Below are 14,126 nucleotides of genomic sequence, written 5' to 3'. Positions count from 1 at the left end.
GCGCTAAGACTCAGGCCAAGGAAATTGCCCATTTCCCGCCATAAACCCGGCGCACCTCGATCTTGTCTCGGGACACGCGCCAAAAGGCTCGGCGATGGGGCAGGCCGCACCGCCCGCGGCAAGGAAGAGTATGGACGCCAAAGTTATTTCCAAGGCCAAGCTCCCCAGCCGCCATGTGACCGTCGGTCCGGCGCGTGCACCGCACCGTTCCTATCTCTATGCGATGGGATTGTCGGCGGCCGAGATTGCGCAGCCGCTGGTCGGCGTCGCGTCCTGCTGGAACGAGGCAGCGCCCTGCAACATTTCGCTGATGCGCCAGGCGCAAGTGGTCAAGAAGGGCGTCGCGGCCGCCAACGGCACGCCGCGGGAATTCTGCACCATCACCGTCACCGACGGCATCGCCATGGGCCACCAGGGTATGAAGTCGTCGCTGGTGTCGCGCGAGGTCATCGCCGATTCAGTCGAACTCACCATGCGCGGCCACTGCTACGATGCGCTGGTTGGGCTGGCCGGCTGCGACAAGTCGCTGCCCGGCATGATGATGGCCATGGTGCGTCTCAACGTGCCGTCGATCTTCATCTATGGCGGCTCGATCCTGCCCGGCAGCTATCGCGGCCGCCAGATCACCGTGCAGGACGTGTTCGAGGCGGTTGGCCAGCACTCGGTCGGCACGATCAGTGACACCGAGCTGCTCGAAATCGAGCAGGCGGCCTGCCCGTCGGCCGGCTCCTGCGGCGCCCAGTTCACCGCCAACACCATGGCCACCGTCGCCGAGGCGATCGGCCTGGCGCTGCCCTATTCCTGCGGCGCGCCGGCGCCTTACGAGATGCGCGACCGTTTCAACTTCGCCTCTGGCGAAAAGATCATGGAACTGATCGCCAAGAACATCCGGCCGCGCGACATCGTCACGCTGAAGGCGCTGGAAAATGCGGCGACCGTAGTTTCGGCCACCGGCGGCTCGACCAACGCAGCACTTCACCTGCCGGCGATCGCCCACGAGGCCGGCATCAAGTTCGACCTGTTCGACGTGGCGAAAATCTTCGAGAAGACGCCCTACATCGCCGACCTCAAGCCCGGCGGCAAATACGTCGCCAAGGACATGTTCGAGGCCGGCGGCATTCCGCTCCTGATGAAGACGTTGCTCGACCACGGCTATTTGCATGGCGACTGCCTGACGGTGACCGGCCGCACTTTGGCCGAAAATATGGAGCACGTTGCCTGGAATGAACATCAGGATGTGGTCCGCCCGGCCAACACACCTATTACCCAAACCGGCGGTGTCGTGGGGTTGAAGGGAAACCTCGCCCCCGAAGGCGCGATCGTGAAGGTTGCAGGCATGTCGGAGCTGAAGTTCTCCGGCCCGGCGCGCTGCTTCGATTCGGAAGAGGAATGTTTCGAAGCGGTGACGCAGCGAAATTACAGGGAAGGCGAGGTGCTCGTCATCCGTTACGAGGGGCCGCGCGGCGGCCCAGGCATGCGCGAGATGCTGTCGACGACGGCAGCCCTCTACGGCCAGGGCATGGGCGGCAAGGTGGCGCTGATCACCGACGGGCGCTTTTCGGGCGCGACGCGCGGTTTCTGCATCGGCCATGTCGGGCCCGAGGCAGCGGTGGGCGGCCCGATCGGGCTGCTCAAGGATGGTGACGTGATTTCGATCGACGCGGTGAACGGCACGATAGACGTGGCGTTGTCCGATAGCGAACTGGCGGCGAGGGCAAAGACCTGGAAGGCGCGCACGACCGACTATCAGTCGGGCGCGATATGGAAATATGCACAGACGGTAGGGCCGGCGCGCGATGGCGCGGTCACCCATCCGGGCGGTGCGAAAGAAACACATTGTTATGCGGACATCTGAGTTGTTGAGGTCGTCTGTCTTTTCGGCACTGGTCGTGTTCGCCACTTTTGGCGCGACCTTTGGCGCCGTGGGCCAGGCCATGGCCTTTGACGACAAGGTGTTCGACGACAAGACCGGCGTGAAGCCGCAATCCAGCCCATGGGCGGTGTTCCAGTTCGGCTTTTCCGCCTACAAGAACGGCCACAAGGAACAGGCCGCCGAGGCCTATAAATACGCCGCCGAGAACGGCCAGATCGGCGCCACCTGGAAGCTTGCCCGCATGTATGCCGAGGGCGACGGCGTCGCTCGTGACGACTACGAGGCGTTCAAGTTCTTCTCGGAGATCGTCGACCAGGATGTCGAGCCCGGCTCGCCCGAGGAAAGCTATGTCTCGGACGCGCTCGTGGCGCTTGGCGATTATCTGCGCAAGGGCATTCCCGGCAGCCCGGTCACCGAGAACGAGGTGGCGGCCCAGGAATATTACATGCGCGCCGCCGCCAACTACCGCAATCCGAACGCACAGTTCGAGATGGGTCAGATGTTCCTGAAGGGCGAGGGCGGGGTGAAGGCCAGCGTCAAGCAGGCCGGGCGCTGGTTCCAGCTTGCCGCCGAGAAGGGCCATGCCGGCGCCCAGGCGACGCTCGGCCATTTGTTGTTCCAGAGCGGCAAGATCGTTCGCGGCCTGGCAATGATGACGGCCGCGCTCGAACGCGCTTCGCCGGCCGACCAGCCGTGGATCCGCGGCATGCAGGAAGAGGCATTTGCCACCGCCGGCGAAGCCGACCGCCGCACCGCGATCTCGCTGGCCGATGACATCCTCACCAAGGGCGGCAGCGCGGACCAGTAGTCTCGCGGCCTGCGCTGGCCTTACCAGACGTGCTCGATTTTGATCAGTTCTCGGTCGGTTCCGTCGGCACCATGCTGGGGGCCGGCGTTGAGATCGGCGTCACATGGAGATGCGGCGCCATCGTGTTTTCAGGACAGCTGTCTCCGACCTTGGTCCACGACGTGTTGTTGAGCACCATGTCGCAGCGGGCCAGATGGCTCTGGTCGGCGACCGTCAGGCAGGCGACCTGACCAACCGGATACGATTTTCCATTGGCAAGACATTCGGGGGCGGCGAAAGCCGGCACGACCGCGGCCATGGCGAATGCCAAGCCGATCGGACAAAGAACAATTTGAATGGTCATGGGAACCCCGGCCGCCATGATGATCCCCCATCATGCGCTGGAATGTGGCCATATGAGGTCAAACGCCTGCGTGCCCGGCGTCAGGGCCTGTTGGACAGGGGTTCTCCGTCAGGCCGGCTGCAGCGCGAGGTCGATCGCCACCGGCACGTGGTCGGACGGCTTTTCCCAGGCGCGCACATGCTTTTCGATCGAGGCCGCGGAAAAGCGGTTGGCGGCTTCCGGCGACAGCAGCAGATGGTCGATGCGGATGCCGTTGTTCTTCTGCCAGGCGCCGGCCTGATAGTCCCAGAACGTGTAGGTGTCGGGCCTGTCGGTGACCGCGCGGACCGCCTCGGTGAAACCAAGATTGAGCAACCGGCGGAAAGCCTGCCGCGTCTGCGGCTGGAACAGCGCATCGCCCAGCCAGTTCTCCGGAAACCTGGCGTCGATCGGCTCGGGAATGACGTTGTAGTCGCCGGCCAGAACCAGGGCCTCTTCCAGCTTCAGCCGCTCCTGTGCCCAGCGCTCCAGGCGTTCCATCCAGGATAGTTTGTAGGGGAACTTCTTATCGTCATCGATCGGATTGCCGTTCGGCAGATAGAGCGAGGCGATGCGCAACGCGCCCTTGTCGGTCGAGAAAACGCCTTCGATGAAACGCGCCTGCTCGTCGGCATCGTCGCCGGGCAGACCACGATTGACCTCGTCGAAGCGCAGTTTCGACAGGATGGCGACACCGTTGAAGCCCTTCTGGCCGTGGGTCTCGACATTGTAGCCAAGCGCCTCGATCTCGGCGCGCGGGAACTGGTCGTCGAGCGTCTTGATCTCCTGCAGGCAGACGATGTCGGGCGCGCTCTCGGTCAGCCAGTGGGTCAGGTTGCCGATGCGGGCGCGCACGCCGTTGATGTTCCAGGTGACGATTTTCATGACGGTCTCGATGCTGTTCAGTGGGGTTCTTGCGGCGGATGGCGTTCGACCAGGCCGATCGTATTGCCTGCCGGGTCCTTTAGAAAGGCCATCCATTCGCTTTCCCCCGCCGGACCGAACTGACCTTCGGTGTCGTTATGGACGAGCGTCGGCGGCGCGGTGAAGGGGACGCCCGCGGCTTTTGCCTCGGCATGGAAATGGTCGAGGCCCGACATGTCGAGATAGACGGTTCCCGCCGGTACGCCGTCGGTGAACAGCAAGCGCACATCGCCGGCCATGATGAAGGCAATGCCCGGCGGATCGAAGCGCGCATGCACGGCCATACCGAGCACATCGCGCCAGAACGCCAGCGTTACGTCGAGGTCGCGTCCGGCCGACAGCGCGATCTGGCGGACCGCACCGATCGCGGACATTTCTATATGGAAAAGCTCGTGCCGCAGCCGCAGGAGGCGACAGCGTTCGGGTTCCGAATCTGGAACGACTGGCCCATCAGGTCGTCAACGAAGTCTATCACCGAGCCGCCCATATAGACCAGCGACAGATCATCGATCAGCACCGTGGCGCCGTCCTTCTCGATGGCGACGTCGTCGTCGTTGCGCGTGTCGACCAGGCCGAACTTGTAGGAAAAGCCGGAACAACCACCGCCTTCGACCGAAACGCGCAGCGCCGTCTTGCCAGCTTCGCCAGAGACAATCTTGGCGATCCGCCTGGCGGCGGCCTCGGTCATGTCGACTTTCATGGCAGTCTTGGCATCCGCGCCCATGGGCGTCACCTTGCTTTCGGTTTCACATGATAGGTATGAAGCGCGAGCGGCCAAGTCAACTAGACCAATCAATTGCGGCATCGATCATGACCAACGAGTTGGGCGACATCGGATTCGGCTATCGGCCACGCGCCGCCTATGCCTGCGATCCGGCAAAGTCGCGCGGGCGGCTTTTCGATGAGGTCGAAAGCCCGACCCGCACGCCGTTCCAGCGCGATCGCGACCGCATCATCCATTCGACGGCGTTCCGGCGGCTGAAACACAAGACGCAGGTCTTCATCGCGCATGAAGGCGACCACTATCGCACACGTCTGACCCATTCGATCGAAGTGGCGCAGATCGCGCGGGCGCTGGCGCGGGCGTTGCGTGGCGACGAGGATCTCGCCGAAGCCGTGGCGCTGGTGCATGATTTCGGCCACACGCCGTTCGGCCACACCGGCGAGGACGCGCTGAACGAGAAGATGGTGGCCTGGGGCGGGTTCGACCACAATGCGCAATCGCTGCGCATCGTGACGAGGCTGGAGGCGCGCTACGCCGAATTCGACGGGCTCAACCTGACCTGGGAAACGCTGGAAGGCCTGGTCAAGCACAATGGACCGCTGACCGATGGCAATGGCCAGGGCCTGAAAGGGCCGGTGCCGCAGGCGATCCGCGATTATTCGGAGCTGCACGATCTCGAGCTGGACCGGTTTGCCGGCATCGAGGCGCAATGCGCGGCGATCGCCGACGACATCGCCTACAACACGCATGACATCGACGATGGTTTGCGGGCAGGGGTGCTGACGCTGGACATGCTGGAGACGGTCTCGCTGCCGGGAACGATCCTCAAGGGCGTGCGCGCCCGCTATCCGGCGCTCGATGACGTGCGCACCGGCCACGAGCTGATGCGGCGCCAGATCACCGCCATGGTCGAGGATGTCATTGTTTCGACCACTGCCAATCTGGACCGGATCAAGCCGCAGAGCGCGGACGCGGTGAGGGCAGCCGGGGAGACGATGGTGACTTTTTCGACCGAAATGGCTGCGTTCGAGAAAGAACTGAAGGCCTTTCTCTACAAGCACCTCTATCGGCACGCGGAGGTGATGCGGGTGCGCGCCGATGCCGAGCAGATCGTCAGGGACCTGTTCGACGTCTATTTCGCCGACCCTCGCGCCATGCCGGACGGCTGGCGAGAGGGGCTCGATCGGGCCGACGATCGCATCAAGGCGCGCAGCGTGGCCGACTTCCTGGCCGGCATGACCGACACCTACGCGCTCAAGGAACATCGGCGTTTGTTTGACCGAACCCCGGATTTGAGCTAGGGCGGGCTCGATTTTGCCGGCCAACGAGCCGGATTCGCCACAAAGCCGCCAGAGCCAGTCCAAATGAACATCTTCGCCGATTTCACCGCGCGAATCATAAAAGCCGTCGAAGCGCTTGATCTAAAAGACAATGATGGCGTTTCGCCGGACCTGTCGCGCATTGCCGTCGAGCCGCCGCGCGACGCCAGCCATGGCGACCTGGCGACCAATGCGGCGATGGTGCTGGCCAAGCCGACCGGCCAGAATCCGCGCGCGCTGGCCGAAAGACTGGCGCAGGCCCTGCGTGGGGACAAGGATGTTGCCGCCGCCGAGGTCGCGGGCCCCGGCTTCGTCAATCTCAGGCTCCGGGACGGTTTCTGGCAGGCGCATCTGACCGCGCTGCTTGGCGAAGGCCGCAACTATGGCCGCTCGACGGTTGGTGGTGGCAGGAAAACCAATGTCGAATATGTCTCCGCCAATCCGACAGGCCCGATGCATGTCGGCCATTGCCGGGGCGCGGTGGTTGGCGACGCGCTCGCCAACCTGATGGCCTTCGCCGGCTACGACGTGACCAAGGAATACGTCATCAACGATGCGGGCGGACAGATCGACGTGCTCGGCCGTTCGGTTGTGCTGCGCTACCGCGAGGCGCTTGGCGAAGATATCGGCGAGATTCCAGCGGGGCTTTACCCCGGCGATTACCTGGTTCCTGTGGGGCAGGCGCTGGCCAAGGAGTTTGGCCGCTCGTTGCTGGAGATGCCGGATGAGGAGGCGCTGGCCATCGTCAAGGACCGCGCCATCGACGCGATGATGGCGATGATCCGCGAGGATCTGGCGCTGCTCAACGTGCATCACGACGTGTTCTTCTCGGAACGCACGCTGCATGCCGACAACGCCAAGAAGATCCGCTTGGCGATCAACGACCTGACGCTGAAGGGTCATATCTACAAGGGCAAGCTGCCGCCGCCCAAGGGCGAGAAGCCCGACGATTGGGAGGATCGCGAGCAAACGCTGTTCCGTTCGACCGCCGTCGGCGACGACATGGACCGGGCGCTGGTCAAGTCCGACGGCTCGTTCACCTATTTTGCCGGCGACGTCGCCTATCTCAAGGACAAGGTCGATCGCGGCTTCGTCGACCTGATCTACGTACTTGGCGCCGACCATGGCGGTTACGTCAAGCGGCTGGAGGCCTTGGCGCGGGCGATTGCCGGCGACGAGGTGAAGCTCACGGTTCTGCTTTGCAATCTGGTCAAGCTGTTTCGCGACGGCGAGCCGGTCCGAATGGGCAAAAGGGCTGGAAATTTCATCACCGCGCGGGAAGTCATTGAAGAGGTCGGTCGCGACGCGGTGCGCTTTATGATGCTGTTTCGCAAAAGTGACGCGCCGCTCGATTTCGACTTCGCCAAGGTGACCGAGCAGTCCAAGGACAATCCAGTGTTCTATGTGCAGTACGCCTCGGCGCGCTGCCATTCGGTGTTCCGGCAGGCGAGCGAGCAACTGGGCGAGGCCAATTTCGATCGCAACAGCCTGGCGTCCGCCGTAACTATGCTGACCGACGAGGGCGAGATCGGCCTGATCCGCAAGCTCGCAGAATATCCGCGCTTGATCGAGTCGGCGGCACTTGCGCTGGAGCCCCACAGGCTGGCATTTTACCTTTATGATCTGGCTTCTAGTTTCCACGGACACTGGAACCGTGGCACAGAAAATCCAGACTTACGTTTTGTTAAGGTTAACGACCGACAATTGACGCATGCCAGACTAGGGCTGGTGCAGGCTGTCTCGGACGTTCTGACGTCCGGCCTGACGTTGATCGGAGCCGCCGCGCCCACCGAAATGCGTTAGGTTTGACTAAAAAACCTGTCACCTTTTGCCCACATTGCGCTGGTAAGGGCCAACCCTACGCGACGTCCATGGCGTCCGAATGAGTGCGAGTTCGGGAACAATAATGGCAGACAGAACCCAGCTGAGAGTAGCCGATAACAACGACATCGTTGATGATGATCCGTTCGCGGAACTGACCAGGATCATGGGATTCGACCCGCGCCAGCCGGTCAAGCCGCAAGCGCCCGTCCAGCCGAAAGCGCCCGTCGCCGATCAGCCGGCGCAAGAGGACGATTTCGAAATCGATCTCGAGAAGGAACTGATGGGCGAGTTCGGCGCTGACGACAGCGACGCCGCTCCGGTCGCCGAGGCGCATGAGCCGACAGCCGAGGCCAGCGCGATGGCCGACGATCTTGCGATGTCGCTCGACGACGATTTCCACCTGGACATGGCGGATCTCGACGACCACGCACCGGTCGCCAGCCATGCGGATGTCGCCAGCCATGCCGATTTGGACGCTGCCGAAACCGCGCCAGCCATAGAGCCGGCTTTCGATTCTGATCTCGACAATGCCGTCGCCAGTTCCCTCGAAGACGTTTCGCCCTTCGAGGACGACCAGCCGATTGAGGACGAGCTTGCCGCGTCGCTCGATCAGGACTTCCGGATTGACGACGAAGYCGACGAAGTCCGGTACGCCGCGGCCATTGCCGACGCGCCTGCTGCAGTCGAGCCTGCTGCTGTTGGGCCGGCCTCCGATCCTGAATTCGACGATGCGATCTCGCTCGAAGACGAGCTGGTGCTCGACAACCGTTGGGCAGTGGAGCAGTCCGACGCGGCTGCTGAACCGGCGGCTTCGGAACCTGTCGAGTACGCCATGCCGGCGCAAGCGACTGCGCGTGACGCCCAGGCAATCTCTAGCGAGGATTTTGCCGGTCATTTCGACGACGCCATGGCTGATGTCGATATGGATTTTGACAGTCGTGATGAGCCGGTCGCCTTCCAGGAGCCGGAAGCGCATGATGTGCTTGCCGATACCGCGGACGCGAAGGGCGAGATTTCCGACCCTGAAGGCTCGCTGGACGATGGGTTCGACCTGAACCTGGACGACTCGTTTGCCGAAACGGCTGAAGAGCCGGTCGCCGTGGTTGCCGCCGCTGCGGTCCAGCCGCTGGCGCCAGCCGCCGTTGCGGCCGAGCCGGTAGATTCGCTGATCGCGGATGAACGAAGCCTGGAAGACGAGTTGAATGCGCTGCTGGGTGCCATGACCGCGCGCCCGATGCCGGTGGCCAGGGAGCCCGTCGTGGCTCGGCCGGTCGTCGTCGCCGCTCAACCGCCCGTCGCCGCAGTTGCAGAGACCACTGAGGAGCCGGCCGATCTCGCCGACCTCGAATGGGATATCGACGGACACGCGCCTGAGGAGCAGCACCGCCTTGAAGCTGTCCAGGTCGCCGATTCGGATCTCGACGTTCTACAGCTCGATGACCTGCAGGAGCAGGATCAGCGCTCGCATGTCACCGCGCAAGGCGATGTCGATTTCGACGATGATGCGTTCGACGCGGCTTTGGCGAACAGCTTGGATTCGCGCGACGCAGCCGCTTCTCGGCACGATCAGGACGATTCTCATGATTGGCTGGCGGAACGCTCCGAGCCGACGGAGCCGACCCGTTCGTGGAGCCGCGTGACGCCGGTTCCGCAGCAGCCGGCATTTAATGCTCAGCCGACCGCTTCGATAACACCCTGGGCCGCGGCGCCGGCAGTCGCCGCAGTGCCGTCCTACCGTTCGAGCGAGCCGGTCGAGACCGTCGCCCCTGCAGCCCCTGTATCCGTGCCGCAACCGCGACAGTCCTCGCACTACGAAGACATGCCCGATGTCGAGACGATCGACGTGCCCGAGCGTGTCGTGGCGTTGGCGGACGATCTCGACATCCCGGAACTGCACTTCGAGGAAGACAAGCCGGCGACGCCTGCCTATGACGATCTCGACGCGGAATTCTCCAGCCTTCTCACCGAGATGAATTCGGTGGAGGTCGCTCCTGCTCCCGCAAGCAGTGCCGCTTATAGCGATGAATCCCACAATGCCGGCTATGAGGAACCCAAGTGGGCCTATGACGGGGTCAAGCCGGGCTATGACGGGGTCAATCCGGCCTATCAGCCGGAAGCGCGGACCTATGCCGCGAGGCCGGCCGAAATGCCTGCCCGTGCGACAGCGTCGGCAGGCTATGCGGATGCCGCTGGCTTCGACCTCAACAATCTGCCCGGCAGCCAGCCGGTTTCACAGGCGGACGATTTCACCGTCGACGAACTGGACTACGATCCCGAACTGGATGAGGCTATGGCTGTTCCGGGTCTCGGCGAGCGGGAGGCCGCGAGGCCCTCGCGCCGACGTGGCCTGTTCGTTGCAGCTGTTGTCGGCGCGGTGGCGGTGGCTGGCGGCCTAGGTGCCTTTGCGCTGTCTTTCGGCGGCAAGGGCGGCAGCGATGCACCGGTGATCGTCAAGGCCGACAACGCGCCGATCAAGGTCAAGCCGGAAAATCCGGGCGGCACAGTGGTGCCGAACCAGGACAACAAGGTTTACGACGCGGTGGTCAAGGGGACCAAGCCCGCCGAGCCTGTCCAGGATAAACTGGTCACCAACGTCGAAGAGCCGGTGGATGTGCAGGCCAAGGATCCCGCCCGCGCGATCGATCTTTCCGCCGACCAGAACGCCGCGGCAACTGCAGCGGACGACGGCAACGCCGCGCCGGTCGCCAATGCCGCGCCGGCCGCCAGCGCGGCACCGGCCGATAACGCGGCGCCGGCACCGAAATCCGAAGATCGCATCGCGCAGGTGCTGCAGGAGGCCGACAAGGGCACCAACGCCGATGTCGTCGCCGTTGCGCCGCGCAAGGTGAGGACCATGGTGGTCAAGTCAGACGGTTCGCTGGTGCCGCGTGAGGATCCGGCGCCCGCGGCACCGCAAGTGGCGGCCGCTGAGCCGGCCGACCCGGCGCCGCAGCAAGTTACCCCGTCGTCCCAGGCCGATGCGGACCAGACCGGCACCGTGACGCCCGCCACCGCCCAGGCAGACGACGAGCCGGCCCTCAAGCCGGCAGCCAAACCGGCCGCGGCGCCTAAGGCCGAGGCCAAGGCCCAATCGGCAAACACGCCTGCCAAGGTTCCGGTCGCGCCGCAGCGCCCGTCCGACCAGCCGGTTGATGTCGTCGGCGAGGTCAAGCCCGACCAGGTTGCATCCATCGATCCGGGATCAACCGCGACCGGCGGTGGTTCGTGGTCGATGCAGATCGCTTCGCAGCCGACGGTCGAAAGCGCCCAGTCCAGCTACCAGGATCTGCAGCGCCGCTACGGCAGCGTGCTTTCCGGCCGCACCGCCAACATCGTCAAGGCGGAGATTGCCGGCAAGGGCACGTTCTACCGTGTGCGCGTTCCGGCGAAGTCGCGCAACGACGCGATCAACCTGTGCACCAGCTACAAGGCTGCCGGCGGCAATTGCTTCGTCTCGCGCTAGCAAGTGAGTCAACCAATCAAAGCCGGCGCGGTCTCAGACCGCGCCGGCTTTTTCATGTGGATGAGATCTGTCTTCAAGCGCATGCGGCGGGGGACGATTCCCTTTGACCGCGCGAAGCCCTAAACTCCCGTCATGACCGAATCAAAATCCATGATCCTCGGCTGTGCCGGGAAATCGCTCACTCGCGAAGAAATCAATTTCTATCGCAACGAATGCCCGTGGGCCTTCATCCTGTTTGCGCGCAACATCGGCGAGACCGAGCAGATCCGCGATCTGGTCGCCGAGATGCGCGACTGTATCGGGCGTCCGGACGCGCTGGTGTTCATCGACCAGGAAGGCGGCCGGGTGCAACGCCTGCGGCCGCCACTGGCGCCGAACTATCCGGCCGGTGGCGCGCTTGGCGCGCTGTGGCGCGACGATCACGATGCCGGCGCCCGCGCGGCCTGGCTGATGGCGCGGCTGCATGCGTTCGACCTGCTGCGCTACGGCATCACGGCGGATTGCCTGCCGGTGCTCGACGTGCCGATCGAAGGCGCCAGCGACGTCATCGGCGCGCGTGCCTATGGCAAGGAGCCGCGACCGGTGATCGAACTCGGCCGTGCTGCCGCAGAAGGGCTGATGTCGGGCGGCGTGCTGCCTGTGATGAAGCATATTCCCGGCCATGGGCGCGCCCTTGCCGACACGCATTTCGAATTGCCGACGGTGAATGCGTCGCTCAGCGATCTGCAACGGCATGATTTCGCCCCGTTCCGGGAGCTCAACCATCTGCCCATGGCGATGACGGCGCATGTCGTCTACAGCGCCATCGACCCCAAGAACCCGGCGACGACTTCCGGCAAGGTCATCGACGAGATCATCCGTCGTGAAATCGGCTTCGACGGACTGCTGATGAGCGACGACACCTCGATGAAGGCACTTTCTGGGGATTTCCCGACAAAGGCGGCCTCGATCCTTGCGGCGGGCTGCGATCTGGTCCTTCACTGCAACGGTGTTTTCGAGGAAATGGCCGGCATCGCGTCGCGCACCACGGGGCTTGAGGGCAGGTCACTGGAGCGCGCAAAACGGGCGCTGACCTATATTAGGAAACACGACGCGGCTGAAGAAACCGAGATACGCGCAGAATTCGCCACCTATTTCGATGCGGTGGCCTGACAAAGGAAGCGAGAGAGAGTGGCGGAAACATTGGAAAGCAAGGCCGCGAAGGCCGCACCGATGGACCGTCTGTGGGCCGAGAACGACGATTCCCGCGTCACCGGCGATCCGTCGCTGGTCGTCGACGTGGCCGGCTTCGAAGGTCCTTTAGATCTTCTGCTGCATCTGGCCCGCACCCAGAAGGTCGACTTGGCGCGGATCTCGATCCTGGCGTTGGTCGAGCAATATCTGACCTTTGTCGAGACGGCGAGGGCGCTCAGGCTCGAGCTTGCCGCGGACTATCTGGTGATGGCGGCGTGGCTGGCCTTCCTCAAATCGAAACTGCTCATCCCCAAGCAGCCTGGCGACGAGGGCGAAAGCGGCGAGGAACTGGCGGCGGTGCTGCAGTTCCGGCTGAAGCGGCTGGAGGCGATGCGCGACGCCTCGGCGCGCCTGGTCAACCGCAACCGGCTCGGCCGCGACGTGTTTGCGCGCGGCATGCCGGAAATGGTCATCGTCGAAAAGCGCAACGCCTATTCGGCCTCGCTCTACGATCTCCTGACCGCCTACGCCCAGCAGCGGCAGAAGCAGGCGATCAACAATGTGACGATCGCCAGGCGCGGTGTCTGGTCGCTCAAGGACGCGCGCGACATCCTGACCCGGCTGGTCGGTGCGGTGCGCGACTGGACGGCGCTGGAGAGTTTTCTGATCGAATACATGACCAGTCCCGAGGAGCGGCGGACGGCGATCGCCAGCTCGTTCGCGGCCACGCTGGAACTGGTGCGCGAAGGCAAGATGGACATGCGGCAGGACGACGTGTTCGCGCCGATCTACCTGCGCGGCCGCGCACAGGCAATCAAGGCAGTCGAGGTGGCATCATGAGCGAGCGCGCCAACGCTTCGGTTATCCCGTTCAAGGTCGATGACGAAACGGAAGGGGAGTTGTTTCCCCAGGAACCAGCCGAGCAGGTCCAGAACCCGGCCGAGCGCCTCTATATGGCGGAAGCCGTGCGCATGGCGGAGGCGATCGTGTTCGCCAGCGCTGAGCCGGTCAGCGAAAAGCAGCTGGCGGCGCGCCTTCCAGATGGCATCAACATCGCCGTCGCGATGGCCGACCTGCAGCAGATCTATGCGCGGCGCGGTGTCAATCTGGTGCGCGTCGGCGACGCCTGGGCATTTCGCACCGCAGGTGACCTGGCCTTCCTGATGAGCCGCGACACGGTGCAGCAGCGCAAGCTGTCGCGCGCGGCGCTCGAAGTGCTGGCGATCATCGCCTACCACCAGCCGGTGACGCGCGCCGAGATCGAGGACATCAGGGGCGTCGAGACCTCGAAAGGCACGCTCGACACGCTGCTGGAAACGGAATGGGTGCGCATGCGCGGCCGGCGCAAAACACCGGGACGCCCTGTCACCTATGGCACGACCGAGACCTTCCTCGACCATTTCGCGCTGGAGGAAATCCGCGATCTTCCCGGCATGGAGGAACTGAAAGGGGCAGGGCTGCTTTCGGGCCGCATGCCGTCGAATTTCTCCATTCCACAGCCGCCGGCCGATCCCGATGCGCTGGCCGACGACGAGGATGCGCTGACCGACATCGACCTCGAGGAACTCGGCCTGCTGACGCCGCGCGTCACGGAAGATTGACTGGCAATCGCGGCCAATCTGTCGAGGATGCGCGGATTCGTAGCGGGGCATCACGC

At 63.9% G+C, this 14,126-nt stretch carries 12 protein-coding genes; 8 read left to right on the top strand and 4 right to left on the bottom strand.

Annotated elements, in window-relative coordinates:
- Positions 1–130 precede the first annotated feature (130 nt).
- Both ilvD and AC1DZP_RS17065 read left to right on the top strand, forming a co-directional pair.
- Positions 131–1,855, top strand: coding sequence for a dihydroxy-acid dehydratase (gene ilvD / locus AC1DZP_RS17070; RefSeq protein ID WP_477303940.1), 1,725 nt, complete (start codon positions 131–133; stop codon positions 1,853–1,855).
- The gene (locus tag AC1DZP_RS17065) at positions 1,842–2,681 is read left to right on the top strand and encodes a tetratricopeptide repeat protein (RefSeq protein ID WP_095087686.1); all 840 of its coding nucleotides are present in this window, start codon (positions 1,842–1,844) and stop codon (positions 2,679–2,681) included. Before ilvD ends, AC1DZP_RS17065 begins: the two co-directional genes overlap by 14 nt.
- Positions 2,682–2,724: 43 nt before the next feature.
- On the opposite strand, the gene AC1DZP_RS17060 is transcribed toward AC1DZP_RS17065, so the two are convergent.
- The 4 genes from AC1DZP_RS17060 to erpA all read right to left on the bottom strand — a co-directional run bounded on the left by AC1DZP_RS17060 (position 2,725) and on the right by erpA (position 4,690).
- A complete protein-coding gene (locus AC1DZP_RS17060) occupies positions 2,725–3,042 on the bottom strand; it encodes a hypothetical protein (RefSeq protein WP_477303938.1) in 318 nt (105 codons plus the stop codon).
- 90 nt (positions 3,043–3,132) lie between these two features.
- The gene (gene xth / locus AC1DZP_RS17055; RefSeq protein ID WP_477303936.1) at positions 3,133–3,927 is read right to left on the bottom strand and encodes an exodeoxyribonuclease III; all 795 of its coding nucleotides are present in this window, start codon (positions 3,925–3,927) and stop codon (positions 3,133–3,135) included.
- Positions 3,928–3,944: 17 nt separating this feature from the next.
- Complete coding sequence (locus tag AC1DZP_RS17050; RefSeq protein WP_477303934.1) at positions 3,945–4,340, bottom strand: VOC family protein; 396 nt, start codon at positions 4,338–4,340, stop codon at positions 3,945–3,947.
- A 2-nt stretch (positions 4,341–4,342) separates the two neighbouring features.
- On the bottom strand, positions 4,343–4,690 hold the full coding sequence (erpA, locus tag AC1DZP_RS17045; RefSeq protein ID WP_477303933.1) for an iron-sulfur cluster insertion protein ErpA: 348 nt from the start codon (positions 4,688–4,690) through the stop codon (positions 4,343–4,345).
- A gap of 86 nt (positions 4,691–4,776) precedes the next feature.
- On the opposite strand from erpA, the gene AC1DZP_RS17040 reads away from it, so the two are divergent.
- The 6 genes from AC1DZP_RS17040 (at position 4,777) to scpB (ending at position 14,070) form a co-directional block, all read left to right on the top strand.
- The gene (locus tag AC1DZP_RS17040) at positions 4,777–5,991 is read left to right on the top strand and encodes a deoxyguanosinetriphosphate triphosphohydrolase (RefSeq protein WP_457150640.1); all 1,215 of its coding nucleotides are present in this window, start codon (positions 4,777–4,779) and stop codon (positions 5,989–5,991) included.
- A 63-nt stretch (positions 5,992–6,054) separates the two neighbouring features.
- On the top strand, positions 6,055–7,812 hold the full coding sequence (gene argS, locus AC1DZP_RS17035; RefSeq protein WP_477303931.1) for an arginine--tRNA ligase: 1,758 nt from the start codon (positions 6,055–6,057) through the stop codon (positions 7,810–7,812).
- Positions 7,813–7,915: 103 nt separating this feature from the next.
- Positions 7,916–11,296 (top strand): SPOR domain-containing protein, encoded by a 3,381-nt coding sequence (locus AC1DZP_RS17030; RefSeq protein WP_477303929.1) that lies wholly within the window; start codon positions 7,916–7,918, stop codon positions 11,294–11,296.
- 132 nt (positions 11,297–11,428) lie between these two features.
- Positions 11,429–12,448: a beta-N-acetylhexosaminidase gene (nagZ, locus tag AC1DZP_RS17025; RefSeq protein WP_477303927.1), complete on the top strand. Its 1,020-nt coding sequence runs from the start codon at positions 11,429–11,431 to the stop codon at positions 12,446–12,448.
- A gap of 60 nt (positions 12,449–12,508) precedes the next feature.
- Positions 12,509–13,309, top strand: a complete 801-nt coding sequence (locus AC1DZP_RS17020; protein ID WP_095088090.1) for a segregation and condensation protein A — start codon at positions 12,509–12,511, stop codon at positions 13,307–13,309.
- On the top strand, positions 13,306–14,070 hold the full coding sequence (gene scpB / locus AC1DZP_RS17015) for an SMC-Scp complex subunit ScpB (protein ID WP_477303925.1): 765 nt from the start codon (positions 13,306–13,308) through the stop codon (positions 14,068–14,070). Before AC1DZP_RS17020 ends, scpB begins: the two co-directional genes overlap by 4 nt.
- Positions 14,071–14,126: the final 56 nt, after the last annotated feature.

The sequence above is a fragment of the Mesorhizobium sp. P2_F8 genome, assembly GCF_056403655.1.
Note: the sequence above shows the minus strand (reverse complement) of the source record. Positions and strands in the feature narration are given on the sequence as shown.

Excerpts from the sequence above, each read along its gene's own strand:
- AC1DZP_RS17020 (WP_095088090.1), top strand. The coding sequence starts at position 12,509 with ATGGACCGTCTGTGGGCCGAGAACGACGATTCCCGCGTCACCGGCGAT.
- ilvD (WP_477303940.1), top strand. The coding sequence starts at position 131 with ATGGACGCCAAAGTTATTTCCAAGGCCAAGCTCCCCAGCCGCCATGTG.
- nagZ (WP_477303927.1), top strand. The coding sequence starts at position 11,429 with ATGACCGAATCAAAATCCATGATCCTCGGCTGTGCCGGGAAATCGCTC.
- AC1DZP_RS17065 (WP_095087686.1), top strand. The coding sequence starts at position 1,842 with ATGCGGACATCTGAGTTGTTGAGGTCGTCTGTCTTTTCGGCACTGGTC.
- scpB (WP_477303925.1), top strand. The coding sequence starts at position 13,306 with ATGAGCGAGCGCGCCAACGCTTCGGTTATCCCGTTCAAGGTCGATGAC.
- AC1DZP_RS17040 (WP_457150640.1), top strand. The coding sequence starts at position 4,777 with ATGACCAACGAGTTGGGCGACATCGGATTCGGCTATCGGCCACGCGCC.
- xth (WP_477303936.1), bottom strand. The coding sequence starts at position 3,927 with ATGAAAATCGTCACCTGGAACATCAACGGCGTGCGCGCCCGCATCGGC.
- AC1DZP_RS17050 (WP_477303934.1), bottom strand. The coding sequence starts at position 4,340 with ATGTCCGCGATCGGTGCGGTCCGCCAGATCGCGCTGTCGGCCGGACGC.
- erpA (WP_477303933.1), bottom strand. The coding sequence starts at position 4,690 with ATGGGCGCGGATGCCAAGACTGCCATGAAAGTCGACATGACCGAGGCC.
- argS (WP_477303931.1), top strand. The coding sequence starts at position 6,055 with ATGAACATCTTCGCCGATTTCACCGCGCGAATCATAAAAGCCGTCGAA.
- AC1DZP_RS17060 (WP_477303938.1), bottom strand. The coding sequence starts at position 3,042 with ATGGCGGCCGGGGTTCCCATGACCATTCAAATTGTTCTTTGTCCGATC.